At 68.5% G+C, this 22,389-nt stretch carries 20 protein-coding genes and 1 tRNA gene; 13 read left to right on the top strand and 8 right to left on the bottom strand.

Annotation, left to right across the window (positions count from 1 at the left end; genetic code table 11):
* Positions 1-205 precede the first annotated feature (205 nt).
* The 6 genes from ACTIGN_RS31720 (at position 206) to ACTIGN_RS31695 (ending at position 9,641) form a co-directional block, all read left to right on the top strand.
* Complete coding sequence (locus ACTIGN_RS31720; protein ID WP_439631522.1) at positions 206-2,731, top strand: DUF1592 domain-containing protein; 2,526 nt, start codon at positions 206-208, stop codon at positions 2,729-2,731.
* 199 nt (positions 2,732-2,930) lie between these two features.
* Positions 2,931-4,271 carry a DUF1552 domain-containing protein gene (locus tag ACTIGN_RS31715; protein ID WP_439631520.1) on the top strand — a complete coding sequence of 447 codons (1,341 nt, stop codon included), beginning with the start codon at positions 2,931-2,933 and terminating at the stop codon, positions 4,269-4,271.
* Positions 4,272-4,361: 90 nt separating this feature from the next.
* Positions 4,362-5,936 carry a DUF1549 domain-containing protein gene (locus ACTIGN_RS31710; protein WP_439631518.1) on the top strand — a complete coding sequence of 525 codons (1,575 nt, stop codon included), beginning with the start codon at positions 4,362-4,364 and terminating at the stop codon, positions 5,934-5,936.
* Between the two features lie 84 nt (positions 5,937-6,020).
* The gene (locus tag ACTIGN_RS31705) at positions 6,021-7,295 is read left to right on the top strand and encodes a hypothetical protein (RefSeq protein WP_439631516.1); all 1,275 of its coding nucleotides are present in this window, start codon (positions 6,021-6,023) and stop codon (positions 7,293-7,295) included.
* Between the two features lie 19 nt (positions 7,296-7,314).
* A complete protein-coding gene (locus ACTIGN_RS31700; protein ID WP_439631514.1) occupies positions 7,315-8,583 on the top strand; it encodes a DUF1501 domain-containing protein in 1,269 nt (422 codons plus the stop codon).
* Positions 8,580-9,641 (top strand): WD40 repeat domain-containing protein, encoded by a 1,062-nt coding sequence (locus ACTIGN_RS31695; RefSeq protein ID WP_439631512.1) that lies wholly within the window; start codon positions 8,580-8,582, stop codon positions 9,639-9,641. Before ACTIGN_RS31700 ends, ACTIGN_RS31695 begins: the two co-directional genes overlap by 4 nt.
* A gap of 42 nt (positions 9,642-9,683) precedes the next feature.
* Here the strand turns inward: ACTIGN_RS31695 and ACTIGN_RS31690 are convergent, their stop codons facing one another.
* From ACTIGN_RS31690 to ACTIGN_RS31680, 3 genes are all read right to left on the bottom strand, one after another.
* Positions 9,684-10,241 (bottom strand): hypothetical protein, encoded by a 558-nt coding sequence (locus ACTIGN_RS31690; protein ID WP_439631511.1) that lies wholly within the window; start codon positions 10,239-10,241, stop codon positions 9,684-9,686.
* Between the two features lie 136 nt (positions 10,242-10,377).
* Positions 10,378-10,692, bottom strand: coding sequence for a putative quinol monooxygenase (locus ACTIGN_RS31685; RefSeq protein ID WP_439631509.1), 315 nt, complete (start codon positions 10,690-10,692; stop codon positions 10,378-10,380).
* 82 nt (positions 10,693-10,774) lie between these two features.
* Positions 10,775-11,122 (bottom strand): hypothetical protein, encoded by a 348-nt coding sequence (locus ACTIGN_RS31680; protein ID WP_439631508.1) that lies wholly within the window; start codon positions 11,120-11,122, stop codon positions 10,775-10,777.
* Between the two features lie 207 nt (positions 11,123-11,329).
* Between ACTIGN_RS31680 and argB the strand changes: the two genes are divergently transcribed.
* The 4 genes from argB to ACTIGN_RS31660 all read left to right on the top strand — a co-directional run bounded on the left by argB (position 11,330) and on the right by ACTIGN_RS31660 (position 15,004).
* Entirely contained in the window at positions 11,330-12,187 is an 858-nt protein-coding gene (gene argB, locus ACTIGN_RS31675) for an acetylglutamate kinase (RefSeq protein ID WP_439631506.1), read from the top strand.
* A gap of 49 nt (positions 12,188-12,236) precedes the next feature.
* Complete coding sequence (locus tag ACTIGN_RS31670; RefSeq protein ID WP_439631504.1) at positions 12,237-13,442, top strand: aspartate aminotransferase family protein; 1,206 nt, start codon at positions 12,237-12,239, stop codon at positions 13,440-13,442.
* Between the two features lie 115 nt (positions 13,443-13,557).
* The gene (argF, locus tag ACTIGN_RS31665; protein WP_439631502.1) at positions 13,558-14,469 is read left to right on the top strand and encodes an ornithine carbamoyltransferase; all 912 of its coding nucleotides are present in this window, start codon (positions 13,558-13,560) and stop codon (positions 14,467-14,469) included.
* Between the two features lie 58 nt (positions 14,470-14,527).
* Positions 14,528-15,004 (top strand): hypothetical protein, encoded by a 477-nt coding sequence (locus ACTIGN_RS31660; protein WP_439631500.1) that lies wholly within the window; start codon positions 14,528-14,530, stop codon positions 15,002-15,004.
* Position 15,005: 1 nt separating this feature from the next.
* Here the strand turns inward: ACTIGN_RS31660 and ACTIGN_RS31655 are convergent, their stop codons facing one another.
* The gene (locus tag ACTIGN_RS31655) at positions 15,006-15,854 is read right to left on the bottom strand and encodes a DUF429 domain-containing protein (protein ID WP_439631498.1); all 849 of its coding nucleotides are present in this window, start codon (positions 15,852-15,854) and stop codon (positions 15,006-15,008) included.
* Positions 15,855-15,909: 55 nt separating this feature from the next.
* Positions 15,910-16,056: a hypothetical protein gene (locus ACTIGN_RS31650; RefSeq protein WP_439631496.1), complete on the bottom strand. Its 147-nt coding sequence runs from the start codon at positions 16,054-16,056 to the stop codon at positions 15,910-15,912.
* Between the two features lie 499 nt (positions 16,057-16,555).
* Here ACTIGN_RS31650 and rph point away from each other — a divergent pair, with 499 nt between their 5' ends.
* A complete protein-coding gene (rph, locus tag ACTIGN_RS31645) occupies positions 16,556-17,287 on the top strand; it encodes a ribonuclease PH (RefSeq protein ID WP_439631494.1) in 732 nt (243 codons plus the stop codon).
* A gap of 45 nt (positions 17,288-17,332) precedes the next feature.
* Here rph and ACTIGN_RS31640 read toward each other — a convergent pair whose 3' ends face one another.
* Together ACTIGN_RS31640 and ACTIGN_RS31635 are read right to left on the bottom strand one after the other, a co-directional pair.
* Positions 17,333-18,301 carry an alpha/beta hydrolase gene (locus tag ACTIGN_RS31640; protein ID WP_439631492.1) on the bottom strand — a complete coding sequence of 323 codons (969 nt, stop codon included), beginning with the start codon at positions 18,299-18,301 and terminating at the stop codon, positions 17,333-17,335.
* A 480-nt stretch (positions 18,302-18,781) separates the two neighbouring features.
* Positions 18,782-19,147 carry a TIGR03066 family protein gene (locus tag ACTIGN_RS31635; RefSeq protein WP_439631490.1) on the bottom strand — a complete coding sequence of 122 codons (366 nt, stop codon included), beginning with the start codon at positions 19,145-19,147 and terminating at the stop codon, positions 18,782-18,784.
* A 1,203-nt stretch (positions 19,148-20,350) separates the two neighbouring features.
* On the opposite strand from ACTIGN_RS31635, the gene surE reads away from it, so the two are divergent.
* Together surE and ACTIGN_RS31625 are read left to right on the top strand one after the other, a co-directional pair.
* Positions 20,351-21,040, top strand: a complete 690-nt coding sequence (gene surE / locus ACTIGN_RS31630) for a 5'/3'-nucleotidase SurE (protein ID WP_439631488.1) — start codon at positions 20,351-20,353, stop codon at positions 21,038-21,040.
* Between the two features lie 82 nt (positions 21,041-21,122).
* A complete protein-coding gene (locus ACTIGN_RS31625) occupies positions 21,123-21,734 on the top strand; it encodes an SAM-dependent methyltransferase (RefSeq protein ID WP_439631486.1) in 612 nt (203 codons plus the stop codon).
* A gap of 529 nt (positions 21,735-22,263) precedes the next feature.
* On the opposite strand, the gene ACTIGN_RS31620 is transcribed toward ACTIGN_RS31625, so the two are convergent.
* Positions 22,264-22,338, bottom strand: a tRNA-Met gene (locus ACTIGN_RS31620).
* Positions 22,339-22,389 lie beyond the last annotated feature (51 nt).

Raw genomic sequence — 22,389 nt, 5'->3', positions numbered from 1 at the left:
CTCAAAGCTACACCGAACTGAACACAGTTCCCACCAACTTTCGCGACGCATACCCTTTTGGCACGCCGTTGCCGTTTACTAGTTGCGGACCACGACTTCCTCGATTAACTTTGAAGCATAAGCGCCCCCCCGCCGGTATCATTCCGTACCCACCCGTCCGCTCGCCCCCAGCGGTGCCACCTTCCCCGTTCGCGGAGCCGTCGTTATGGCGTTGCGTCCCATCCTGATCCTGCTCGGCGCGGCCGTCACGGCCAGCCTCGCCCTTGCCTGGGCAACAGGGTGGACGGACCGCACCCCACCGACGGCCGCGGCCGCACCGCAACCCGCCGAAGTGGCGCCCGCGACCGAACCGCAGACCTCGCTCCGCGAGCGGCTCCGGCTCCCGACCCAGCCCACGGAGTTCGCCGAACCGGTCGCCGCCGTTGTGCCGCCTGCGACCGCCGTGCCGCCGGTACCGGTCGCACTGGTCGAGCCGATCACTGCCGCGGCCCCGCCGGTCGAAGACCCCGCGTTCAAGGCGAAGATTCTCCCGTTCCTCCAGAAGTATTGCGTCGATTGCCACAAGGGCGACAAGGCCGGCGGCGGGCTGTCCCTGGACTGGTACACTTCGGAGGCCCAGGCCCGCAAGGCGCGCAAGGACTGGGGCGCGATGCAGCACGCCCTCGCGGCCGGTGAGATGCCCCCGCCCAAAACGAAGAAGCCGCAGCCCACCAAGGAGGAGCGGGCGTTCGTCGTCGAGTGGATCGAGAACTCACTCACCAGGGTCGATTGCACCGGCCCCCGCGACCCGGGCCGCGTCACCATCCGGCGGCTCAACCGGGCCGAGTACAACAACACGGTCCGCGACCTGTGCGGGGTCGACTTCAAGCCCGCCGACGACTTCCCGGCCGACGACGTCGGCTACGGGTTCGACAACATCGGCGACGTGCTCTCGTTCCAGCCGATCCTGCTCGAAAAGTACCTGGCGGCGGCCGACAAGGTGCTCGCCACCGCACTCAAACTGCCCGAGCCGCCCAAGAGCGTGAAGCAGTCGTTCGGCGCGTCGAACATCGTGGTGCTGCCGCGGTCCGCGAAGACCAAGGACCCGGTCAAGATCGCGTTCAAGTCGGTCGGCCAGGCGAGTCTGGAGAGGTTCCACTTCCCGGCCGAGGGCGAGTACGTCATCCGGTTCCGCGGCTGGGGCACGAAGATCGGCGGCGAGTTCCCGAGCGCGACGCTGCGGGTCGCCCGGAAGGACATCAAGTCGTTCACCGTCGAAGCGACCCAGGGCAAGCCGCAGTTCTACGAAGTGCGGACGAAGCTCCCGGCCGGGGAGAAGACCGTCGAGATCGCGTTCACCAACGAGTTCGAGGACGTCGTCGATAAGAAGTTCCGCGAGTTCGGTATCGACCGCATCGAGATCGAGGGGCCGTTCAACCCCGTGAGCCCGCCCGAACCCGTGTCGATCAAGTTGCTCCTCACTGCGAAGCCCTCGGGCACCGTGACGCCCCGAGCGGCCGCCGAAAAGCTGCTCGCGAACTTCGCCCGCCGTGCGTACCGCCGGCCGGTGAAGCCCGAGGAGGTGACCCGCCTCCTGAGCCTGTTCGACGTCGCGACCAAGCAGGGCGAGCCGTTCGAGACCGCGGTCCGGCTGCCGATGAAGGCCGTGCTCGTGTCGCCGCACTTCCTCTACCGGATCGAGGAGGATCCCAAGGACCCGAACGGCGTCCGCACCATCAGCGACTTCGAGTTCGCGACACGGCTCTCGTACTTCCTGTGGTCCACGATGCCGGACGAGGCGCTGTTCCAGCTCGCTGAGAAGGGCGAACTCCGGAAGCCCGCGGTGCTAGAGGCACAGGTCAAGCGGATGCTGAAGGACCCGAAGGCGAAGGCGCTGTCGGAGAACTTCGCGTCGCAGTGGCTCCAGTTGCGGATGCTCAAAACCCTGACGCCCGACAAGGGGTACTATCCCGGGTGGGACGACGCGCTCAAGAACGCGATGGCGCGTGAGGCCGAGGGGTACTTCGAGTACGTCGTCCAGAACGACCGCAGCATCCTGGAGTTCCTCGACTCGGACTACACGTTCGCCAACGACCGCCTCGCGAAGCACTACGGTCTCGCGAACGTGACCGGCCCCGAATTCCGCAAGGTCGCACTGGGCGACGGCCGCCGCGGCGGCGTGGTGACGATGGGGAGCACGCTCACCGTCACGTCGAACCCGACCCGCACGAGCCCCGTGAAGCGCGGCAAGTGGATCCTGGAGAACGTGCTCGGCACGCCCCCGCCGCCCCCGGCCCCGGACGTGCCGGAACTGCCGCCGACGCCCCAACTGAAGGGCACGCTCCGCCAGCAGATGGAGCAGCACCGGGCGAACCCGGCGTGCGCGACGTGCCACGCCAAAATGGACCCCCTCGGGTTCGGCCTGGAGAACTTCGACGGCATCGGCGGGTGGCGCACACAAGACAACAAGCAACCGATCGACCCGTCGGGCGTACTGCCCGGGGGCGAGAAGTTCGCTGGCCCCGCGGAACTCCGGAAGGTCCTCATCGGCAAGGCCGACCTGTTCCGCCGGTGCTTCGCGGAAAAACTCATTACCTTCGGTCTGGGCCGCGGGTTAGAGTATTACGATAAGTGCGTCCTCGACGACATCGTTGCCGCGTCGAGGGCCAACAAGGATGCGTTCTCCGCACTCGTCCTCGCCATCGTGAAGTCCGACCCCTTCCAGAAGCGCAAGGGCAAGCGGACCGAGTGAACTGGGGAGCAGAGTGTTTATCCGCAGATTACACAGATGGACACAGATTAGAGGACAGTGGTAACACGACACGCCGGCCCTCGACCCAGCTCGGTCTCCTGATTTCTCATCTGCGTCCATCTGTGTAATCTGCGGATAATTCCGTTTTCGCCTGCCGCTACGCTGCCCCCGCCAGACACTGCCCGTCCCCGGAGCTGCCATGAACGCCCGCATCACCCGCCGCACCGCCCTGAAGGGTCTGGGCACCACCCTCGCCCTTCCCTGGCTGGAGTCGCTCGCGGTTGCCGCGCCGGCAGCCGTCACTGCCCCGCCCCGCCGGGTCGCGTTCATCTACGTCCCCAACGGCGTGAACATGGCCGAGTGGACGCCCAAGGCCGAAGGGAAGTTGACCGAACTCCCCGGCGTGCTGAAGCCGCTGGAGGCGTTCAAGGACTCGTTCAACGTCTACAGCGGTCTGGCACTCGACAAGGCGCGCGCCAACGGCGACGGCCCCGGCGACCACGCCCGTGCGATGGCCGCGTTCCTCACCGGCCGCCAGCCCCGCAAGACCCACGGGGCCGACATCCGCGCCGGCATGTCCGCCGACCAGCACATCGCGAGCGTCGCCGGGCAGGTCACGCGGTTCCCGTCGCTCGAACTCGGCATCGAGCGGGGCGGCAGCGCCGGCAACTGCGACTCGGGCTACTCGTGCGCGTACTCGCACAACCTGTCGTGGCGCGGCGAGTCCACCCCGAACTCGAAGGAGGTGGACCCGAAGGCCGTGTTCGAGCGGCTGTTCGGCGGCAACGACCCGAAGGAGCAGGCCCAGGCCCGGGCCAAGCGCGACCTCTACAACACGAGCGTCCTCGACTTCGTCAACGAGGACGCCAAGGGGCTGAACAAGACCCTCGGCACCGCCGACCAGAAGAAGCTCGACGAGTACCTCGCCAGCGTCCGCGAGGTCGAGCAGCGCATCCAGAAGGCGAAAGCCGCCGCGAACGCCCCGGTCGCCAAGCCGAACGTCCCCGCCCCGACCGGCATCCCGAAGGAGTACGCCGACCACATCCGGCTCATGGCCGACCTGATGGTGCTGGCGTTCCAGACCGACCTGACCCGCGTGGTCACGTTCCCGTTCGCCAACGAGGGGAGCAACCGGCCGTACAAGTTCATCGACGTGCCGGAGGGCCACCACGACCTGTCGCACCACGGGAGCGACCCGAAGAAGCTCGAGAAAATCAAGAAGATCAACACGTTCCACACCGAGCAACTCGCGTACGTCCTCGGCAAGATGAGGGGCACGAAGGAGGCCAACGGCACGACGCTCCTCGACAACGTGATGCTCGTGTACGGCAGCGGCAACGGCGACGGGAACCGCCACAACCACGACGAGTTGCCGGTACTCCTGTGCGGCAAGGGCGGCGGCTCGGTCGCGACCGGCAAGCACGTCGCGTTCCCGAAGAAGTCCGAGACCCCGCTCATGAACCTGTTCCTCGCGATCTTCGAGCGGATGGGCGCGCCGGCCAACTCGTTCGGCGACAGCACCGGTGTGCTGAAGCTCTGATTCTCTGCTTTCGAGCCACGGGGTTCACCCCCGTGGTCTTCTCAACACCAGAGCGAGGCCCACGGGGGTGAACCCGTGGCTCACGAAACCATGCCCCGCTTGCTCGCCACCGTCGCACTCGCGGTTGCCCTTGCGTCACCGATCTCTGCGGCGGAACCACTCCGCGTCCGCATCGACGCCGCCATCGATGCGAAGGCGAAGGCCGAGAGGGTCGCACTCGCGCCGCCGGCCGACGACGGCGAGCTCCTCCGGCGGGCGTACCTCGACTTCGCCGGCACCCTCCCGCCGGTCGACGTCACCAAACAGTTCCTCGCCGACACTACCGCCGACAAGCGCACCAGGCTCATCGACTCGTTGCTCGACGGCCCCGCGTACGTTACCCGCATGGCCGACCTGTTCCACGTCGCCCTGATGGAGCGGCTCGGCGAGAGCCCGGAGTGGTCGAAGTACCTCCGCGAGTCGTTCGCGAAGAACAAGCCCTACGACCAGATGGTCCGCGAGATGCTGCGGGCCGACGCGAAGGACGCCGCAAGCGCCGGGGCCGCGTTCTGGCTCTCCAAGCGGCTGGAGAACTACGGCCAGAACCCGGTCGACTACTCGGCCCTCACCCGCGACGCCGGCCGGCTGTTCCTCGGCAAGGACCTCCGGTGCTGCGAGTGCCACGACCACCTGTTCATCGACGACTACAAGCAGCAGCATTTCCAGGGGCTGCACACGTTCTTCAAGAACGTGTATCTCGTGAACGCCGCGAAGCTGCTCGTCGCCGAGAAGGTGACGGCGGAGAAGACGCCGTTCGCGTCGGTGTTCACGAAGGTGCCGATGACCACCGGGCCGGGCCTTCCCGGGCTGATGATGATCGACATCCCCGTGTTCCCGAAGGGAATGGAGTTCGCCGTCCCGCCGGACCGCAAGGCGAACGAGCCGGGCGTGCCGAAGTTCAGCACGCGGGCGGCGCTCGCGGAGCAACTCCCGACCGCGAAGAACCCGGACTTCGCCCGCAACGCGGTGAACCGCCTCTGGTTCGCGGTGATGGGCCGCGGGCTCGTTCACCCGCTCGACCTGCACCACGGCCGCAACCCGGCTTCGCACCCGGAACTGCTCGCGCTCCTGGCCGACGAGTTCGTCGCCCACAAGTTCGATGTGAAGTGGCTGCTCCGCGAGTTGGCCTTGACGAAAACGTACCAGCGAACCAGCCTAGTGCCGGTCGGGATCGACGCGCCGGACGCGCGATTCTTTGCCGTCGCGCTGGAGAAGCGGCTGTCGGCCGAGCAGTTGCTGAACGCGATGCTCACCGCGACCGGCACCGATCCGAAGGCGGCCGACGCGCTGCGGCCGAAGTTCGTGAAGGCGTTCGCGAACCAGGCCCGCGAGCCGGAGGACGAGGTGACGCCGTCGCTGAAGGGCGCGCTGTTCGTGCTCCACGACGCGGCGGTGCTCGACCTCGTGGCCGCGAAGCCCGGGAACCTCGTCGAGCGCGCCGCCAAGTTGAGCGACGACGACGCCGCGACCGAGTTGTACCTCGCGGTCCTGACCCGAACCCCCTCGGCCGAGGAGCGTGCGGCGGTCGCGAAGGTACTGGCGAAGCACCCGGCCAGGCGGCCCGAGGCCGCCGGCCGCGTCGCGTGGGCGCTGCTCGCGTCGATGGAGTTCGGAGTGAACCACTAAACTAACAGGCGCACTCCGTGTGCCGTCGCTGAGTACAAGAACGGCACACGGAGTGTGCCGGATACTTTGATCGGAAGGGGAGCCATGTCACGGACGATCGTTGCGGTGGGGCTTTGCCTCGGGATCGCGGGCCTCGTCGGGTGCGGATCGAAGCCGCCGACGCAGCCGGAACAGCCGAGCGCCACGCTGACGCCCGAGCCGAAGGTCGATCAGCCGCCGCAACCGGCCCCGCTCGCGCACGAGATGGACCCGGCGAAACACGCGATCCCGGCCGCACCGGTCCGCGGGCGGCTCGGCACCGTCGACGTTGCTCTGGCCGACGCCCGCGTCGAGGGGCACAACCTCGTGTTCCAGAAGCCGGCGGACCTGCCCGGTCCGGCGTGGCGGGTCGCGATCGAACTCCCCGCCGAACCGGGCCGCGAGGGGTCGCCCGCGAAGATGGTCCTCGGCCCGATGGACCCCGTCACCGGGACCGCGTGGACCGTGAACATCGACTTCCCCAAGCCGCTCTCGCTCAAGGAGGCCGACGGCAAGACCTGGAAGCCGCTGCCCGGTCTCGGCTGGAGCGGCGGGTGCGCGATCACGGTGGAACTGGGCAAGCGCGACGGCGGGAAGCTGCCCGGGAAGATCTACCTGTGCGTGCCGAACATCGGCGACGCGCACCCGGACACGCCGACCACCAGCGTCCTCGCCGGCACGTTCGTCGCCGAGTACGCTCGCTCCCCGGGCGACCCGCCGGGGGCCGACGAGGTGCCCTACGTCAAGGGGACGGTCGGCCTGAAGGTGCCCTCCCCCGGTGCGAACCTGCGGGTCGGGTACGTCGGTGAGTTGCCGATGGACGGGCTCGCGCTCGGCGTGGTCAGCGCCGACCTCGACGGCAAACAACAGGCCAAGGCGAACTATGACAAGCCGCACGTCAGCACACTGGCTTCCGGCGACGGGAAGGCCGCCCCGAGCTACTACGAGCACACCAGGCTCACGCCGGGGCGGTACCTGGTGTTCGCGTTCCTCCCCGGCGGGCCGGTCGCCTGGAAGTGGGCCGACGTGAAGCCGGGTGCGACGCTCACGGTGGACCTGACCGTCGACGCCACGCAGGTCGGCAACCTGGACGTCGCCGCCCCGCTGGAGGCGGCCGGCAAGGTGCAACTGGCCCCGGCGAACGAGGACGGCAAGCCCGCGAGCGACGGCGCGTTCCAGGGGCGGGCCATGCAACTGGTGCTGGAGGCCGACGTCGTGAACCGGAAGGCGAAGTTCACGAACCTCGCACCCGGCAAGTACGAGGTCCGCGCCGCCAAGCAGTCCCGGATCGTGGACGTTGCCGCCGGGAAGACCGCGGAAGTCGACTTCGAGAAGAAGTAGCCAACCCCGAGAGCCGGTCATGCTCTGCACCCCCGCCGAACACCGCCTCTCGCGCCGCCGGTTCCTCGGGGCCGCGGGGGGCACCGCACTCGGCCTCGGCGGGCTCGTCACCCCCGCACTCGCCGAGAAGCTCCGCAAGGAGCGCCGGCAGGTGCTGTTCGTCTGGCTCGACGGCGGCATGAGCCAACTCGAATCGTGGGACCCGAAGCCGAACACGACGTTCGGCGGCCCGTTCCGTGCGATCAAGACCGCCGTCCCCGGCGTCCACATCTCGGAGTTGCTCCCCGAGTCCGCGAAGCTGATGAAGCACCTCGCGATCGTGCGGAGCGTCTCGACGCAGGACAACTCGCACTCGGCCGGCGTGGACCGCATCAACCGCGGCGACCCGAAGAACCGCGGGGTCGTGTACCCCTACTTCGGGTCGGCGGTCGCGAAGCTCGTCGGCACGAACAACAGCGGCCTGCCGCCCTACGTCTGGGTGAAGCCGCTGAGCGGCGGGTTCATCTACAAGGACGCCGGGTTCCTCGGCCCGAAGTACGGCGCTCTCGCGCTCGGCGACGGCAAGCCGCCCGAGAACCTGCTCCGCCCCAAGGAGCTTTCGGCGGCGGACGACGAGGAGCGGAACGACCTCCGCAAGCTGTTCGACACGCGGTACGCCGAGCACCGCCGCAAGGAGTTCACCGAGGCGAACACGCACGCCTTCGAGATGGCCGCCCAGCTCCAGAAGAAGATCGAATTGTTCGACCTGTCGAAGCTCCCGCAGAAGGACCAGGACCGGTACGGCACGCACGACCTCGGCCGGCACATGCTCCTCGCCCGCCGGCTGCTCGAAGAGGGCGTCACATTCGTGAAGGTGACGAGCTACGGGTGGGACACGCACGGCGACCACTTCAACGGCGCGGCGAGCCTGCACCCGAAGTTCGACCGCCCGTTTGCGGCGATCATCGAGGACCTGCGCGACCGCGGGATGCTCGACAACGTGCTGGTGATCGCCTGCGCCGAGTTCGGCCGCACCCCGCGGATCAACGGGCACATCGGACGCGACCACTGGCCCGAGGCGTGGAGCGTGTGCATGGCCGGCCGCGGGATCAAGGGCGGAGTGGTCGCGGGGCGGACCAATGACAAGGGCACGGAAGTCGCGACCGACCCGGTGGACATCGGAGGGCTGTTCCACACCTGGTACAAGGCCCTCGGCATCGACCCGACCGAGACCGAGTTCCGCAACGGCGGCCAGCCGCTCCCGATCGCGCACGAGGAGATGAAGCCGGTGAAGGAGGTGCTCGCGTGACCGCACTCCAACCCAAGAAAGCCGACCCGACCGCTCCGAAGGAACTCGGCAAGCCGCTCACCCCGCCGACGCAGGTCGCCCGCGTCCGGTTCTCGCCCGATGGCAAGGTGCTCGTCGCGGCGTGCTTCGACGGCACCGTGCGGCGCTGGGACGTGTCGGGCAAGGAGCCGGCCGAGCTCACCGCGATCAGCGGCCACAACGGCTGGGTCGGCGGGCTCGCGTTCGCCGGCAGCGCGCTGTTCAGCGTCGATTCGTGGGGCCGGCTCACCGCCTCGGACGTCGCCGCAAAGGAGCCGCAACTCTGGACCGTTGAAGCGGCACACGACGGTTGGGCACGCGGCGTCAGCGTCGTTCCGGGCTCGGAGGTCGCCACCTGTGGCAAGGACGGGTTCGTCCGGCTGTGGAACCCCGAGACGGGCAAGCGGGTCGCCGAGTTCGAGGTGAAGTCGGACCTACTCTCGGTGTGCTTCGCCCCCGACGGCAAGACGCTGTTCGCCGGCGACCTGTTCGGCGTCGTGCGCGAGTTCGAGGTGCCATCTGGCAAGTTGGCCCGCACGATCGAGGCGCTGGAACTGTACAAGCTCGACCGCATTCAGGACGTCGGCGGCGTGAAGAACCTGATGGTCTCGGCCGACGGCAAGACTCTCTTCGTCGCCGGGGCGGAGCCGAAGTCGGGCGGGTTCGTGCAGTGCGTCCCGCTCTTGATCGCGTTCGACCGCACCGGCAAGCGGCTCTCGCAGTTCAAGGGCGCGAACGACAACGAGGGGTACGTCACCGACCTCGCGTGGCACCCCGACGGGTGCGTCGCCGGCACGACGTCTGGCCAACCCGGCCAGGGGAAGTTCTTCTTCTGGAAGCCGGGCGAGGCGGCCGCGTTCGCCACCGGCGGGAAGCACCCGAACTGCCACAGCGTCGCGCTCGCCCCGAAGGGGGACGTAATGGCCGTGAGCGCGACGAACGCGAACAGCAGCGGCAACGGCCGCGTGAAGGGTACCGGCGGCGACTACCCGGCCAACACCTCGCCGATCCAGATGTGGACCGTGCCGAAGCTCGGGTAGCGTCTGCGAGCCGCGGGGGTCGCCGCCGCGGCTCGCCGGGCATCAGTCGTTCGACTTGAACCGGAACGTCCAGTCGCCGAACTCGTCCTTGAAGAACACGTAGGTCTGCTTCTTCTCGTCCTTCTTGCTCGTCCCGTCGGTGAACGTGCGGGTGATCTCAACGGCCACCCGCACGGGGTAAATCACCGTCTCGCGGTTCGCGGGGACGCCGTCCGTCTTGAAGTTGCCCGTGCGCGGCTCGCCAAATTTGAACGCCTTGTAGTCGTAGGTGTGCCTCGTGCCGCCCTGGGCCGGCGGCCCCCACATCTTCTTCTCCAGTTGACCCTTCACCTCCTTCGCGGGCGGCGCGCCCTTGGGGCCTTCGCCCTCGGCGGGCTCCTTCTTGGGGTTGGGCTGCGGCGCGGGGTCCGCTTTGGCCGGCGGATCTGCTATCGCAACCGGGTCGGCCTCGGTCGCCCCTTCGAGGTTCTCCCGGCGCAGGTCGCTCTTCTCCAGATCCTTCCCCTTCCAGTTCTTCCCCTCGGCGCCTTGGGCGTTCACGCCGGCCGAGAGCACGAGCCCCACCGCGGCCCCGAGCAGGAGGAGACACACGGCTCGCATCGTCAGGTTCCCCGCCAGAGTGGTACGTGAAGCTCAGGGCGCGGCACGGGGCCGGCGCGGACCGGTCGGCGGGTGCATCGTAAGTCGCGAACCTGGGGAACGCAAACGATTGGCTCAGCTTGTCTGTTTGGTGCGGTCACTCGGTCGCGGGCTCGGTGACCTGCAACGTCACGCCCGTGACGTAGTCCTTCACCTTCACCCGGTACTCGGCCATGTGTTGCATCGCGCCGTGGGCGTAGAGCGCCTCCAGCGTGGCCCACTTCTCGATAACCGTGACCACGTCGGGCCGCGGCGGGTCCTGTACGGCGATGGTGGTGGGCACGTCGGTCGTGGCCTGGTACTCGACGCACCCCGGCTCGGCCCGCACGAGCGGCGTGAGCCAGCGGAACACGTCGAGGAACGGCCCGCGGACGCCCGGCTTCAGGGTGATGGTGGCGACGACGTGGATCATGTGTGCGGCTCGCGTGGGTGGGGTGAATGAAGAACGCCACCCGATTTCGGGTGGCGTCGCGTGGTCCCGGTTGAACGGGTACTCACTTCGGCAGGGTGACCTTCGCGTCCTCGATCGTCTTCTTGCCGTCCTTCTCGGTGACCTTGCCGGCCACCTTGACGCCCTCAAGATCGGCCTTGCAGCACTTCCCGTGGTACGATTCCTTGGCGCCCTTGTCGGCGATGTAGTACGTCACCTTCTTGTCCCCGTCCTTCACGATGAGGGCGTGGCCGCACTTGTCGGTTTCCTTGAGCGCGCACTTGGTGCAGGTGAGCGTGCCTTCGACCGTCTTGGCCTCGGCCTTCTTGTCTTCGGCGCGGACGTTGTTCGAGGCACCCGACAGGGTGACAACGGCGACGCCCAGGGCGATCGCCAGCGTGAAACGCAGCATGAGAGGGACCCGTGTTGTTGACTCGATTGAGCGACCACCCACGGCGGTCCGCCCCCAATCGTTCCGGTAACTATACCTATCGACTTCCAGCGGAGCAATGACTGCTCAAAATGTTCTGTGAGGATTCCGAGCCCCTCGTTGACGCCCCGGGGCGGCGGCCATACCATGTGTTTTTCCGACACACCCCAGATTGTCGGGTCATCGTCGATGGCCGGTCCTTCCGTGTCCGCCGAAGCGTTCGCCGCCGCCGTTGAGCGGGTCGCCGCGCACCACGACAAGACGGTCGTGGTGAAACTCGGCGGCAGCGCGATGGAAGACCCCGCCGCCACCGACGCTTGCCTCAAATCCGTTGCTATCCTCAACCGCCTGGACCTCTCAGTCGTCCTCGTTCACGGCGGCGGCAAGCCCATCGACCGCGCGATGGCCGACGCCGGCCTCACCCCCAAGAAGGTCGCCGGCCGCCGCTACACCGACGACGCCACACTTGAAATCGTCGTGCGGGTGCTGGGCGAACTCAACCGCGGGATCGCTTCCCGGCTCACCGCCCTGGGCGTGGGCGCCGTCGCACACACCGCCGCGGGTACGTTCCCGCTGGTCGGCGAGCGGTTGCTCCTGCCGGGGCTCGACCTCCAGCCCGTCGACCTCGGCCGCGTCGGGAGGGTCATCGAAGTTCGGCTCCCCGCTCCCCGCAAGGACGTGCCCGTCGTTCCGTCGCTCGCGCTCGGCACCGACGGCGGCTGGTTGAACGTGAACGCCGACACCGCGGCGTCCGCGGTCGCCGGGGCGCTGAAGGCCGATAAGGCGATCTTCCTCACCGACACGCCGGGCGTGCTCCGCGACCGTGCGAACCCCGCGTCGCTGATCCCGAAGCTCACCGAGGCGGAGTGCCGCGAACTGATCGCCTCGGGCGTCATCGACGGCGGCATGGTGCCCAAGGTCGAGGCGTGCTTCGAGGCGCTGGAGGCCGGCGCGAACTCCGCCCTCATCCTCGACGGCCGGGTGCCCTACTCTCTTCTCGACGTGTTCCTCCACGACACGTTCACGGGCACCGAAATCACGCGGTGACCCGTTCCGACCGGTCCTTCCAACGTCCACCTTCCCACTCCCGAACACCATGACCACCGACACCCTCAGTACCGACCAGGTCATTTCGCTCGCCAAGAAGCACCTGACGCAGAACTACACCCGGTACCCGGTGTGCCTGGTCCGGGGCGAGAACTCGTGGGTGTGGGACGCCGAGGGCAACCGCTACCTCGACTTCTTCCCCGGCTGGGGCTGCGGGCTGCTCGGCCACTGCCCGCCGCGGGTCGTGCAGGCGGTGCAGGAACAGGTCGCGAGCCTGATCCACGTCCCGAACACCTGGTACACCGAGGCCCAGGCGCTGCTCGGTCAGGCGCTCAGCGAGCGCTCCGACTTCGGCGGCGTGTGCTTCTTCTGCAACAGCGGCACCGAGGCGAACGAGGCCGCGATCAAGCTCGCCCGGCTCAACGGCAAGCCGAAGGGCCGGTACAAGATCGTGACCCTCACCGGGGGGTTCCACGGCCGCACGATGGGCGCGCTCACGGCCACGGCGCAACCGAAGTACCACGCGGGCGTCGAGCCGATGCTCCCGGGGTTCAACTACGCCCCGTTCGGCGACCTCGCGGCCATCGAGAAGGCGATCGACGGCGAGACGTGCGCCGTGATGCTGGAACCGATCCAGGGCGAGGGCGGGATCAACCTGCCCCCGCCCGGGTTCCTCGAAGGGCTCCGCGACCTGTGCGACCGCCAGGGGCTGCTGCTGATCCTCGACGAGGTGCAGACCGGCATGGGCCGCACCGGCAAGTGGTTCGCCCACCAGCACTGGGGCATCAAGCCGGACATCGTCACGCTCGCGAAGGCGCTCGCCGGCGGCGTGGCGATGGGCGGGCTGATCGCGAAGCCGGAGGTCGGCGACAAGCTCAAGCCGGGGACGCACGCCGCGACGTTCGGCGGCAACCCGATCGCCGCCCGCGCCGCCCTCGCGACCATCGAGACGATCGAGGCCGAGAACCTGCTCGAGCGCGCCACGCAGATCGGCGAGCGGTTCTTCGCGCGGTTCACCGCACTAAAGGAGAAGTGCCCGCTCGTCACCGACGTGCGGGCCAAGGGGGCGATGATCGGCGTCGAACTGTCCGTCGAGGGCGCGCCGGTCGTCGAGGCGTGCCTGAAGCGCGGCTTGCTCATCAACTGCACGCACCAGACCGTGCTGCGGCTCCTCCCGGCGCTCACGATCTCCGACGAGCAGATCGACGACGGCTGCGACATCCTGAGCGAGGCGCTGCTGGCCCTGAAGCCCTGATCGGGCCGAACGCGGAGTGCGGATCGCGGAGTTCGGAATGAAGACCGGACCCGCGGCCCGCGATTCCGCCCCTTGTGGGATTCCGCACTCCGCACTCCGCGTTCCGCACTCGACTATGAAACACTTCCTGAACGTCATCGACCTGACCAACGACGAGCTGAACGGGCTCCTGTCCGAGGCGGCCCGCCTGAAAGCGGCGCACGCCCGGCGGATCCCCGCGCACAGTCTGACGGGTCGGGTCGTCGCGCTGATCTTCGAGAAGCCGAGCCTGCGGACGCGGGTGAGCTTCGAGAGCGGCGTCGCCCAGCTCGGGGGCACGAGCCTGTACCTCCCGGGCAACGAGGTCGGCCTCGGGTGGCGCGAGACGCTCGCCGACTTCTCCCGCACGATCAGCCAGTACGTCGACATGCTCGTGCTCCGCGTGTACCGGCACGAGACGCTCGACGGCCTCGCGGCGCACTCGACGATCCCGATCATCAACGCGCTCTCGGACTGGTCGCACCCGTGCCAGGGGCTGGCCGACGTCCTCACGATCCGCGAACTCTTCGGCACGGAGGCCGGCCGCACTGTCGCGTTCGTCGGCGACGGCAACAACGTCGCCCGGTCGCTGGCGGTCGCGTGCGGGAAGCTCGGGATGCGGTTCGTGCTGGCGTGCCCGATCGGGTACGGGTTCGACGACAAGTTCCTCGCCCAGTACCGCGCCCGGGTCGGCGCGAACCTCCCCGTCGAGGTGAACGACCCGACCGCGGCCGTGGCCGAGGCCGATGTGATCTACACGGACGTGTGGACGAGCATGGGGCAGGAAGCCGAGCGCGAGGAGCGGTTGAAGCGCTTCGCGCCCTTCCAGGTGAACGCGGGCCTGCTGGCGAAGGCCCCGTCGCACTGCAAGGTGCTGCACTGCCTTCCGGCGCACCGTGGCGAGGAAGTCACCGACGATGTGATGGACGGCCCCGCGTGCGCCGCGTTCCAGCAGGCCGGCAACCGCCTCCACACCCAGAAGGCCGTCATGGAGTGGCTGCTGAAGTGAGCGGCCATCTGGTTCGAACCGCGTCGTGACCTTCGAGCGGGCCGCGGGGCGGTGACATGTGAACCAAGCCACGAACAGCTTCCGATCGCTCCTCACGACGCTTCCGGGAAGTGATGCGGGCGAGACGCAGCGCCGGGCGGCGCAACTCCTCCCCGAGCGGGTGAAGGCGAGTCCCTTCGACTTGTGGCCCACCGACGCGGTGCCCAACGGCACCGGAAATCGGCTCCTCGTCGGAGTCGCGGTGTGGTCGGTTTACGATCTGACGCTGCTCGACCTTCTCGAAGACGCGGCTCGACACGGGCACGGTGCGGGCACCCCCATTGGGGTGTTCAACATCGATCAACTTGAGTCCGCCGACCTCGATCGCCTCCTCCCGGGAATCGGGTTCGTCCACCACTCCCCGGTCGTCGGTCACTGGGTCGGCGGGAAGCTCGTTGAGAAGTCGTGCGGCTTCCACGCCCGCGAACTCGTCGCACGTTTGTTCGGGCTCGACTCCAAAGCCATGATCGAGCGTCCCGAGCCTGCGGGCGCGTAGTTCACACGAACAGGTGCCCCTCGTGGCGGTAGCGGGGGTGCGTCGCGATCGCGCGGTGGTCGGCGGCACGGACCGCCCGCAGCGCGCCGGCCGCGGCGATCACCGCGTCGATCGCGTCCCCGCCCGGGTTCCGCATCATCACCCGCCGGAACCGGTCGTCGAACCGGATCACCCCGCCGAGCCAGTCCAGGATCGCGTGCCGCGTGAGCCGGCGCTTTCGGGTCAGCGGCCCGCCCTTCGGCTGCTTGTAGTTCTGGTGCGGCACCCCTTCCCGCTTCAGCACCGACCCCGGGCAACACTCCACCAGCACCCGCTTCGCGGTGCGGAGCTTGCGGTATTGGAACGGCAGCACCGCCGTGCCCCGCGTCTGGCGGAGCGGGCCGATCACGTCGCGCATCCCATAGAAGGTCTGGTAGATCATGCGGTAGTGGAACGCATCGAACGGGGCCTTGGCCTCTCCGTCCGTGGCGCGGCGAATGTGCTTCCGCTGGAACCGCTCGACGGCCCGCCGCACGCACTCGAGCCCGCACGCGTACGCCTCCTCGCCCCACTCGCCGAGGAAGGTGAAGTGGTCGGGCCACGGGGTGCCGGTGGGGAACAGTTCGAGCGGCAGGCCGAACGGGAAGTCGCAGCCCCAGAGCGCGTGCTCCGAGGCGAGGACCATCGCGACGAGGTGCCGGAGGGCCGGCCCGCGGTCGGGCGTGCCGCAGAGTTGCGTAAGGGGTTGGAGCGCCACGAGTTTCAGGCCGCGGGTCGTGACCGCGGCCTCGGCGACCCAGATGGTGTCGCCCGCTCTCCTGGCCCCGCTGAAATCGACACCAAAGACGCGCGTAACACTCGGCAGTTCCATACTGCCATTGTCGGCGGCGAGCGGCCCGGGGCGATGTCAGAAGGCACGATCGCGGTCAGTACCAGTTGTACGGGACCGGCTCGTGCCGCGGTCGGTGGCTCACGAGCGCCTCGCGAACCAGCGCCAGAACGAGTAGGGCCATCAGCCCGGCAATGGACGTGAGTACGGGTTCAGCGATCCACAGGTCGCGGAGCAGGGACATGGGCGGATCCTCCGGGGCAACGGGTCCGTGGGCGGACCGATCGCGGGATTCAGGTGAAAGGACTCGTCACGGGCTGCCAAGCGGAACCGCAGGTCGGACAGCCCGCGAGGGTAATCGGCGTCGGTTCAACGGCCTACCACTGTGCGAAATCAAGCCGCGGTTACAGGCGTGAGACGTGTTCGGCCCGATACGCGGTAGTGCAACGGACGGGCCGATACTCGGGAGCGAAACCGGCACCGACACAATTCGAGCCTAGCACACGGTTGGAGCCGAGTTTGCAAAAACCACGCACCGCATTCACGTTTTCTTCATCGGCGTCTCGGGCAGTTCTCCAGGCCGATGAGGTCTCAATTACTCCAACCGGAGACGGGGGAAAAGTCGAACCGGCGGCCCTCTCGGGCGAGAACGCATCGAACTGTCGGGTTTCTCGGGCTGGGTCCGAGCGCCCCGGTACAATCTCCGGGTCGCGCGACCAACCACGACCCCGAAGGTGGCCCCGATGCCCCGCCCCGACGACCGCAAGCCCGGCCAGCTCCGCCCGCTCTCGTTCAAGCGCAAGTACACCGGCAGTGCCCCGGGCTCGGTGCTGGTGAAGGCGGGCCGCACCACGGTCCTCTGCACCTGCACCGTGGACCCGAAGGTGCCCGAGTGGATGGCGGGCCGCGGCAAGGGGTGGATGACCGCCGAGTACGGGATGCTCCCGGGCTCCACCGGCACCCGCAAGCCCCGCGACAAGGCCGGCAAGATCGACGGCCGCACGGTCGAGATCCAGCGGCTCATCGGCCGTAGCCTGCGGGCGGTCGTGGACCTCGCCAAGCTCGGCGAGCGCACGCTCTGGATCGACTGCGACGTGCTCGAAGCCGACGGCGGCACCCGCACCGCGAGCATTTCCGGCGCGTTCGTGGCCGTGGTCGATGCGCTCACGTCGGTCAAGAAGACCCTCCCCGCTGGGATCGACGAGATCCTGACGGACAGCGTCGCGGCGATCAGCGTCGGGGTCGTGGACGGCGAGGAGCGGCTCGACCTGGAGTACGTCGAGGACCGCGACGCGGAGGTGGACGCGAACCTCGTGATGACCGGCACGGGCACGTTCATCGAGGTCCAGGCGAGCGGCGAGGAGGCGACGTTCACCCGCGCGCAACTCGACGCCCTCCTGGGGCTGGGCGAGGCCGGCATCCGGGCCGTCACCGCCGCACAGAAGTCCGCGCTCGGGAAGGCGTGGCCGTTCTGACGACGCGGTGCGAGTCGCCCGGTGCGGGCGGCTCGCACCGCGGCCTTACTTCTTGAGGAACTCGATCAGGAACGCGGTCGCGTTGGGGAGCTTCGCGTTCGGCTCGGTGTTCGAGTGGAACTCGACGGGCACGCCGGTCTCTTTGAGCTTCTCTGCGAGCTTAACCCCGAGAATCGGGGAGTGCGTCGGGTCCGGGCGGGACTCTCCGACCTTCGCCCCCTTCTCCCCGCCGTAGTACAGGCCGATGGGCGGGTCGTCTTTCGAGACGTGGGTGATCGGTGAGTACTCCTTGATCCACTCGGCGATCTTCTCGCGCTGGGTCTCGACCTCATCGAGGCTTTTCAGACCGAAGGCGTGCGCGCCGTAGGTATAGTTCGGGAGCCACTCGCGGGTGACCCTGGGGTCGAGCGAGACCTGCGCGCCGTCCACGGCGGCGCAGTAGAGGCGGGTCGACTCGCGGCGGACCGGGTCGTCGCTCTTGGGGTCGGCCATGTCCTCGTGGAACGCGAGCCACAGCGACGAGCACCCGCCGGCCGAGCCGCCGGTCGCGCCGATCCGCTTCTTGTCGATGTTCCAGTCGGCGGCCTTGGACCGGACGAACTGGAGTGCGCGAGCGGCGTCCTCGAGGGGGGCCTTCACGGGGGGCGTCACTTTCTGGGCGTTGGCCTGTGCCATGAGCCGGTAGTTGATCGTCGCGACCGAGATGCCGCTGTCGAGGAATGTCTTCACGCGGCCGTAGTAACCGCTCTTGTCGCCGGCGTTCCACCCGCCGCCGTGGATGCACAGGACGAGTGGGGTCGGCTTGTCCGACTTGGCCTGCCAGAAGTCCATCACGTTCCGCGGATCCGGCCCGTAGGAGACGTTCGCGGCGGTCGGCGCGATCGCCGGAACCGGGAGCTTCTTCTCCTCCTTTTTTTCAACCTTCTTCTCGTCCTTCTTGTCCTGCGCGAGTCCCCCGCCAAGGGCGGTCAGGGTGAACGCGAGGGTCAGCAGCGCGAGCCAACGGGGCAGCATGTGTTCTCCATCAGCGGTGTGAGTGGGAGCAGGCAGCGAACTCACTGCCGCCCCGACGGTATCACGACGGACGCCCGCCCGCAACTCACTGCCCCGCGGCCCGCGGCGGGGTTCCGCGCCCCGACCGCGTGCCAAGCGGGGCATGGCGGAGAGGCTGACCCGCAAGGGGGTGCTCCGGGCACTCGAGGTCCCTGGGAAGAGTTGGACCGGGGACCGCGGCCAAGGCGCGAGCCGACCTGAGGGCCGGGGGCGAGTTTGTGAACCCGAAGGACAAGCAGGGGTGCCGCCTCCTGGTGTGGCGGACGGACCCCGAGCCTATTCGACTGATTCGCCCTCACAGCGGACCTCTCCGCCGCCCATCCCGTGCGGTACGCTCCACCGCTACAGCCGGAGAATGCACCAATGGGCGACACATCCGAGAGCATACTCGCCTTCATCCGCTGGACCCGCACCCACGTGGGACGACGAGGCCTCTCGCGGTCACTTGCCCTTGACCCTCACGAACGTGTCCTCCTTCCCCGTGTCGTCGGTCCCCGACATCGCGGTGTCGGTCAACTCGCTCACGGTGATCGTCTTTTTCACTTCCTGTTTGGCGGCCCTGATGACGGTCACCAACTTGTTGCCCTCGACCGTGTACGTGCCGTCCAGTTTGACGTCCCCGTTCGCGCCGGGGATCGTCACGGTGAGTTTGCCGTCCTTCAAGAACTCGACCGCCCGGCCCTTCCGGTCCTGCGGTTCCCACTTCCCGATCAGCTTGGCCTCGTCGATCTTCTCCACCTTCTTGTCGTCCGCGCCGGCCGGGTGGAACGCCACGACCGCCAGCACGCAACTCAGTACCATCCGCATGGTGTTGTTCCTCAGGTTGAAACTCGCCGCGGGCGGCCGTCAGCCGGCCCGCTCGTACGAACGCTCTGTGCGGCACCCACGGCGGGCGACTTACTTGTTGCACACGCGGTGCCGGTTCCGGCCATGACCGCCGCCGGAACGCACACGGCCCGGTCCAGATGGACCGGGCCGCAGCGAACGGGACACGTGAGAACCCGAGCCGACCGTACGCCGCCGGGGCCGCCGGTGGGAGCGGCCGCCCCGCCGGCTTACTCATCCCGGTGCCGCACTCGTGCGAATCGACCTTGGACGAGTCACCGCCGGCCCCATGCCTTTGCCGTGAGAAAAATCGGGCGGGTACGGGCAGAGCAGTTCGATTCGTGAAGCCGGCCCTCGTCGGCGTCGGGGTCGAGCCACGCGGCGGCGATCTCCCCCGGCCCCTCGCCCCGCGCGTCCCACAAGCCGACGAACGCGACGGGCGTGCCCTCGGTCCCGTCGACCGCAGCGATCGAACCGGGGGGTGAGGAACGTGACCGGCACTTCCGGCACCGCGTCGGGCACACTCGGCGGGCCCGCGGCAGGGCCACCGGTTGGGGCGCACCTGCGCCGGCGTTGAAAGCGACCTGCACGCCCGGTGCGGCGCGGCGGAACCCTTCCACGCCGGCGGCCGTCACCCGGGTGTTCCGCACGTCGACGTGCAGGTTGCACAGCCCGGTGTGGCCCCGCAGGTGCGCCAGTTCCGCGTCCCCAACGGGGGGTGCTGTTCAGCGACAGGTTCGCCAACTCCTTCAGGTCCCTGAGCACCGCCAGGTATGCCGTGGCGGGCGACCTCCCGCGGGCTCGCGTTGGAGCTGGGACCAACAACGTCGGCCCGATCGCCTGCGCGACCGCCGCCCGGCCCGCCGCCCTGGCGATCCGCACGAGCCGTACCTGCAGATGCCGGCCCGCGCGGTCGGAAGTGACTCGCTGCCGCCCGCCTCGTCATGGTCCATGAAGGAGGCCGAGTACCGGCCGCTGATGCAGGGGCGGCACCCGGAGTCGGCCGGGCGGGTGGAAGCCAGGGCGGTCCACGACGTCGACTTCGCCCCACCGGACCACGCCATTCCGGTGATTAAAGAGCGGGTGCGGGAGTTGATTCCGCCTCGCGGGCGGGACAGAGCGGCATTGACCGAATCGCGGACCCGCGAGCTTTCTCCTCGTCCAGCAACCGCCTACCCTGACGGGATGCGTTTCCTCCTCACCAACGACGACGGGATCGACGCGAACGGGCTCCACGCCCTCGTGGCCGCCGTGCGCGGGTTGGGCGAGCCGGTGGTGGTCGCCCCGGTGGGCCCGCAGTCGGGCGTCAGCCACGCGGTCACCACCCACGCCGCCGTCCGCGTCGAGCCACGCGGCGCGGGCCGGTTCGCGGTCCACGGCACCCCCGCCGACTGCGTCCGGGTCGGGCTACACCGGGTGTGCCCGGACGCCGGTCTGGTGCTGTCGGGGATCAACCACGGCGGCAACCTGGGGGCCGACGTGTACTACTCCGGCACCGTTGCCGCGGCCCGCGAGGCCGTCCTGCACGGGTGGGCCGGCGTCGCCCTGTCACACTACCGGAAGCGGGGTATGGAGTTCGACTGGCCGCGGGCTGCAACCTGGGCGGCACGGGTACTGGCCGACCTGCTCGCCCGGCCGCCGGTGCCGGGGGCGTTCTACAACGTCGGCCTGCCGCACCTGCGCCCGGACGAGCCCGACCCGGAGGTCGTGTTCTGCCCACTCGACCCGCACCCGCTGCCGCTGAGCTACCGGCACGAGGACGACGGCGGGATGCACTACGACGGCGACTACCACGCCCGCGAGCGGACCGCCGGGGCCGACGTCGACGTGTGCTTCGGCGGGCGGATCGCGATCACCCTGATCAAGCTGCTGTGACCCGTGACCGGGCCGCCGATACGGCGGCGTTCGTCGGCCGAGTTGTTCAACATCGCTTGCGGCGGAAGCAGTAGGTTGCGCGATGTGGGACGAGCGATACGCACAGCCCGGCTTCGCCTACGGCACCGAGCCGAACGAGTTCCTGGCCGCAGCAGCCGGTCGCATTCCGGTCGGCCCGGTGCTGTCACTCGGTGAGGGCGAGGGCCGCAACGCGGCGTTCCTTGCCGGCCTCGGCCACCGGGTCGTTGCGGTCGACCAGTCGGAGGTCGGCCTTGATAAAGCGAAGCGGCTGGCCGCCGGCCGCGGCCTGACGATCGAAACCGCGTGCGCGGACCTCGCGGCGTTCACAATCGAGCCCGGGGCGTGGGTCGGCATCGTTTCGGTCTTTTGTCACCTCCCCCGACGGCTCCGAGTACCGCTCCACGCGGCGGTCGTTCGGGGCCTGCGGCCGGGCGGCGTCTTCGTCCTGGAAGCGTACACGCCGAATCAGATCGGCCGGGGCACCGGCGGCCCCAAAGACCCGGGGATGCTGCCGACGCTGGCCGGGTTATTGACCGAGGAACTGGCCGGCCTGGAGTTCGTCCACGCCCGCGAGTTGGACCGGGAAGTCCACGAGGGGGCGTACCACACGGGCGTCGCTTCTGTGGTGCAGGTCATCGGGGTGCGGTCGCCCGAGACTTCAGCACGGTCGTAGGTGCGGAGGAGGTGTCTTCGACGCGACTCGAACCCGGCATCGACCCGGTGAACCAGGCGAGCCGTCGCGGGACGATCCTCGCGACAGTTCGCATGAACTCCGTGGCTCGATGACGGGCGGTGTGCACTCCGAAGTCTCACACGGCCCGGCCTGCCCATGCGACATCAGCCAAGCGGCGGCTTGTTGCCAGTCTCACTCGCCCCCGGCGACCCGTTCCGCAGCCATCATCAGTGACCCCGGCCACTGCCGGAGTGCCCCTCGACCTGTTCTTTGCGGGTCTGCGGCCGGGTGCGGGTGTAGTTCTCGGTGATCACAAGGTCGGTGTCGGCAACGAATCTTGATTTGGGGCGATGAGGGGGGCACCGTCACTCGCGGCGAGAAAAAAGGGTGGGGTCGTTCTGGTATCGGGCAGATTCAAAGGCGATTTCCTAGCACCTATCTGGCACCTATAACCCCGGAATGGGCGGAAATGACGGAACTAGCGGAAGAGTACCAATGAAAAAACCCCTGGTTTCCCAGGGGTTTTAAGTTGCGGCGGTAGGATTTGAACCTACGACCTCCAGGTTATGAGCCTGGCGAGCTAACCGGACTGCTCCACGCCGCGTCGTGTGAGGGTACTATAGCACCCCGTCCAGCGCTCGGGAAGGGGCCGTTC

This window comes from Gemmata sp. (assembly GCF_051859125.1).
Taxonomy (GTDB): Bacteria; Planctomycetota; Planctomycetia; order Gemmatales; family Gemmataceae; genus Gemmata.
This window is presented reverse-complemented; position numbering and strand designations above follow the sequence as displayed.

Bases quoted from the DNA above. Each gene is read 5' to 3' on its own strand.
- ACTIGN_RS31640 (WP_439631492.1), bottom strand. From the start codon at position 18,301: ATGCTGCCCCGTTGGCTCGCGCTGCTGACCCTCGCGTTCACCCTGACC.
- ACTIGN_RS31700 (WP_439631514.1), top strand. From the start codon at position 7,315: ATGCTCTGCACCCCCGCCGAACACCGCCTCTCGCGCCGCCGGTTCCTC.
- ACTIGN_RS31690 (WP_439631511.1), bottom strand. From the start codon at position 10,241: ATGCGAGCCGTGTGTCTCCTCCTGCTCGGGGCCGCGGTGGGGCTCGTG.
- argF (WP_439631502.1), top strand. From the start codon at position 13,558: ATGAAACACTTCCTGAACGTCATCGACCTGACCAACGACGAGCTGAAC.
- surE (WP_439631488.1), top strand. From the start codon at position 20,351: ATGCGTTTCCTCCTCACCAACGACGACGGGATCGACGCGAACGGGCTC.
- rph (WP_439631494.1), top strand. From the start codon at position 16,556: ATGCCCCGCCCCGACGACCGCAAGCCCGGCCAGCTCCGCCCGCTCTCG.
- argB (WP_439631506.1), top strand. From the start codon at position 11,330: ATGGCCGGTCCTTCCGTGTCCGCCGAAGCGTTCGCCGCCGCCGTTGAG.
- ACTIGN_RS31720 (WP_439631522.1), top strand. From the start codon at position 206: ATGGCGTTGCGTCCCATCCTGATCCTGCTCGGCGCGGCCGTCACGGCC.
- ACTIGN_RS31655 (WP_439631498.1), bottom strand. From the start codon at position 15,854: ATGGAACTGCCGAGTGTTACGCGCGTCTTTGGTGTCGATTTCAGCGGG.
- ACTIGN_RS31715 (WP_439631520.1), top strand. From the start codon at position 2,931: ATGAACGCCCGCATCACCCGCCGCACCGCCCTGAAGGGTCTGGGCACC.
- ACTIGN_RS31680 (WP_439631508.1), bottom strand. From the start codon at position 11,122: ATGCTGCGTTTCACGCTGGCGATCGCCCTGGGCGTCGCCGTTGTCACC.
- ACTIGN_RS31625 (WP_439631486.1), top strand. From the start codon at position 21,123: ATGTGGGACGAGCGATACGCACAGCCCGGCTTCGCCTACGGCACCGAG.
- ACTIGN_RS31705 (WP_439631516.1), top strand. From the start codon at position 6,021: ATGTCACGGACGATCGTTGCGGTGGGGCTTTGCCTCGGGATCGCGGGC.
- ACTIGN_RS31650 (WP_439631496.1), bottom strand. From the start codon at position 16,056: ATGTCCCTGCTCCGCGACCTGTGGATCGCTGAACCCGTACTCACGTCC.
- ACTIGN_RS31710 (WP_439631518.1), top strand. From the start codon at position 4,362: ATGCCCCGCTTGCTCGCCACCGTCGCACTCGCGGTTGCCCTTGCGTCA.
- ACTIGN_RS31635 (WP_439631490.1), bottom strand. From the start codon at position 19,147: ATGCGGATGGTACTGAGTTGCGTGCTGGCGGTCGTGGCGTTCCACCCG.
- ACTIGN_RS31685 (WP_439631509.1), bottom strand. From the start codon at position 10,692: ATGATCCACGTCGTCGCCACCATCACCCTGAAGCCGGGCGTCCGCGGG.
- ACTIGN_RS31670 (WP_439631504.1), top strand. From the start codon at position 12,237: ATGACCACCGACACCCTCAGTACCGACCAGGTCATTTCGCTCGCCAAG.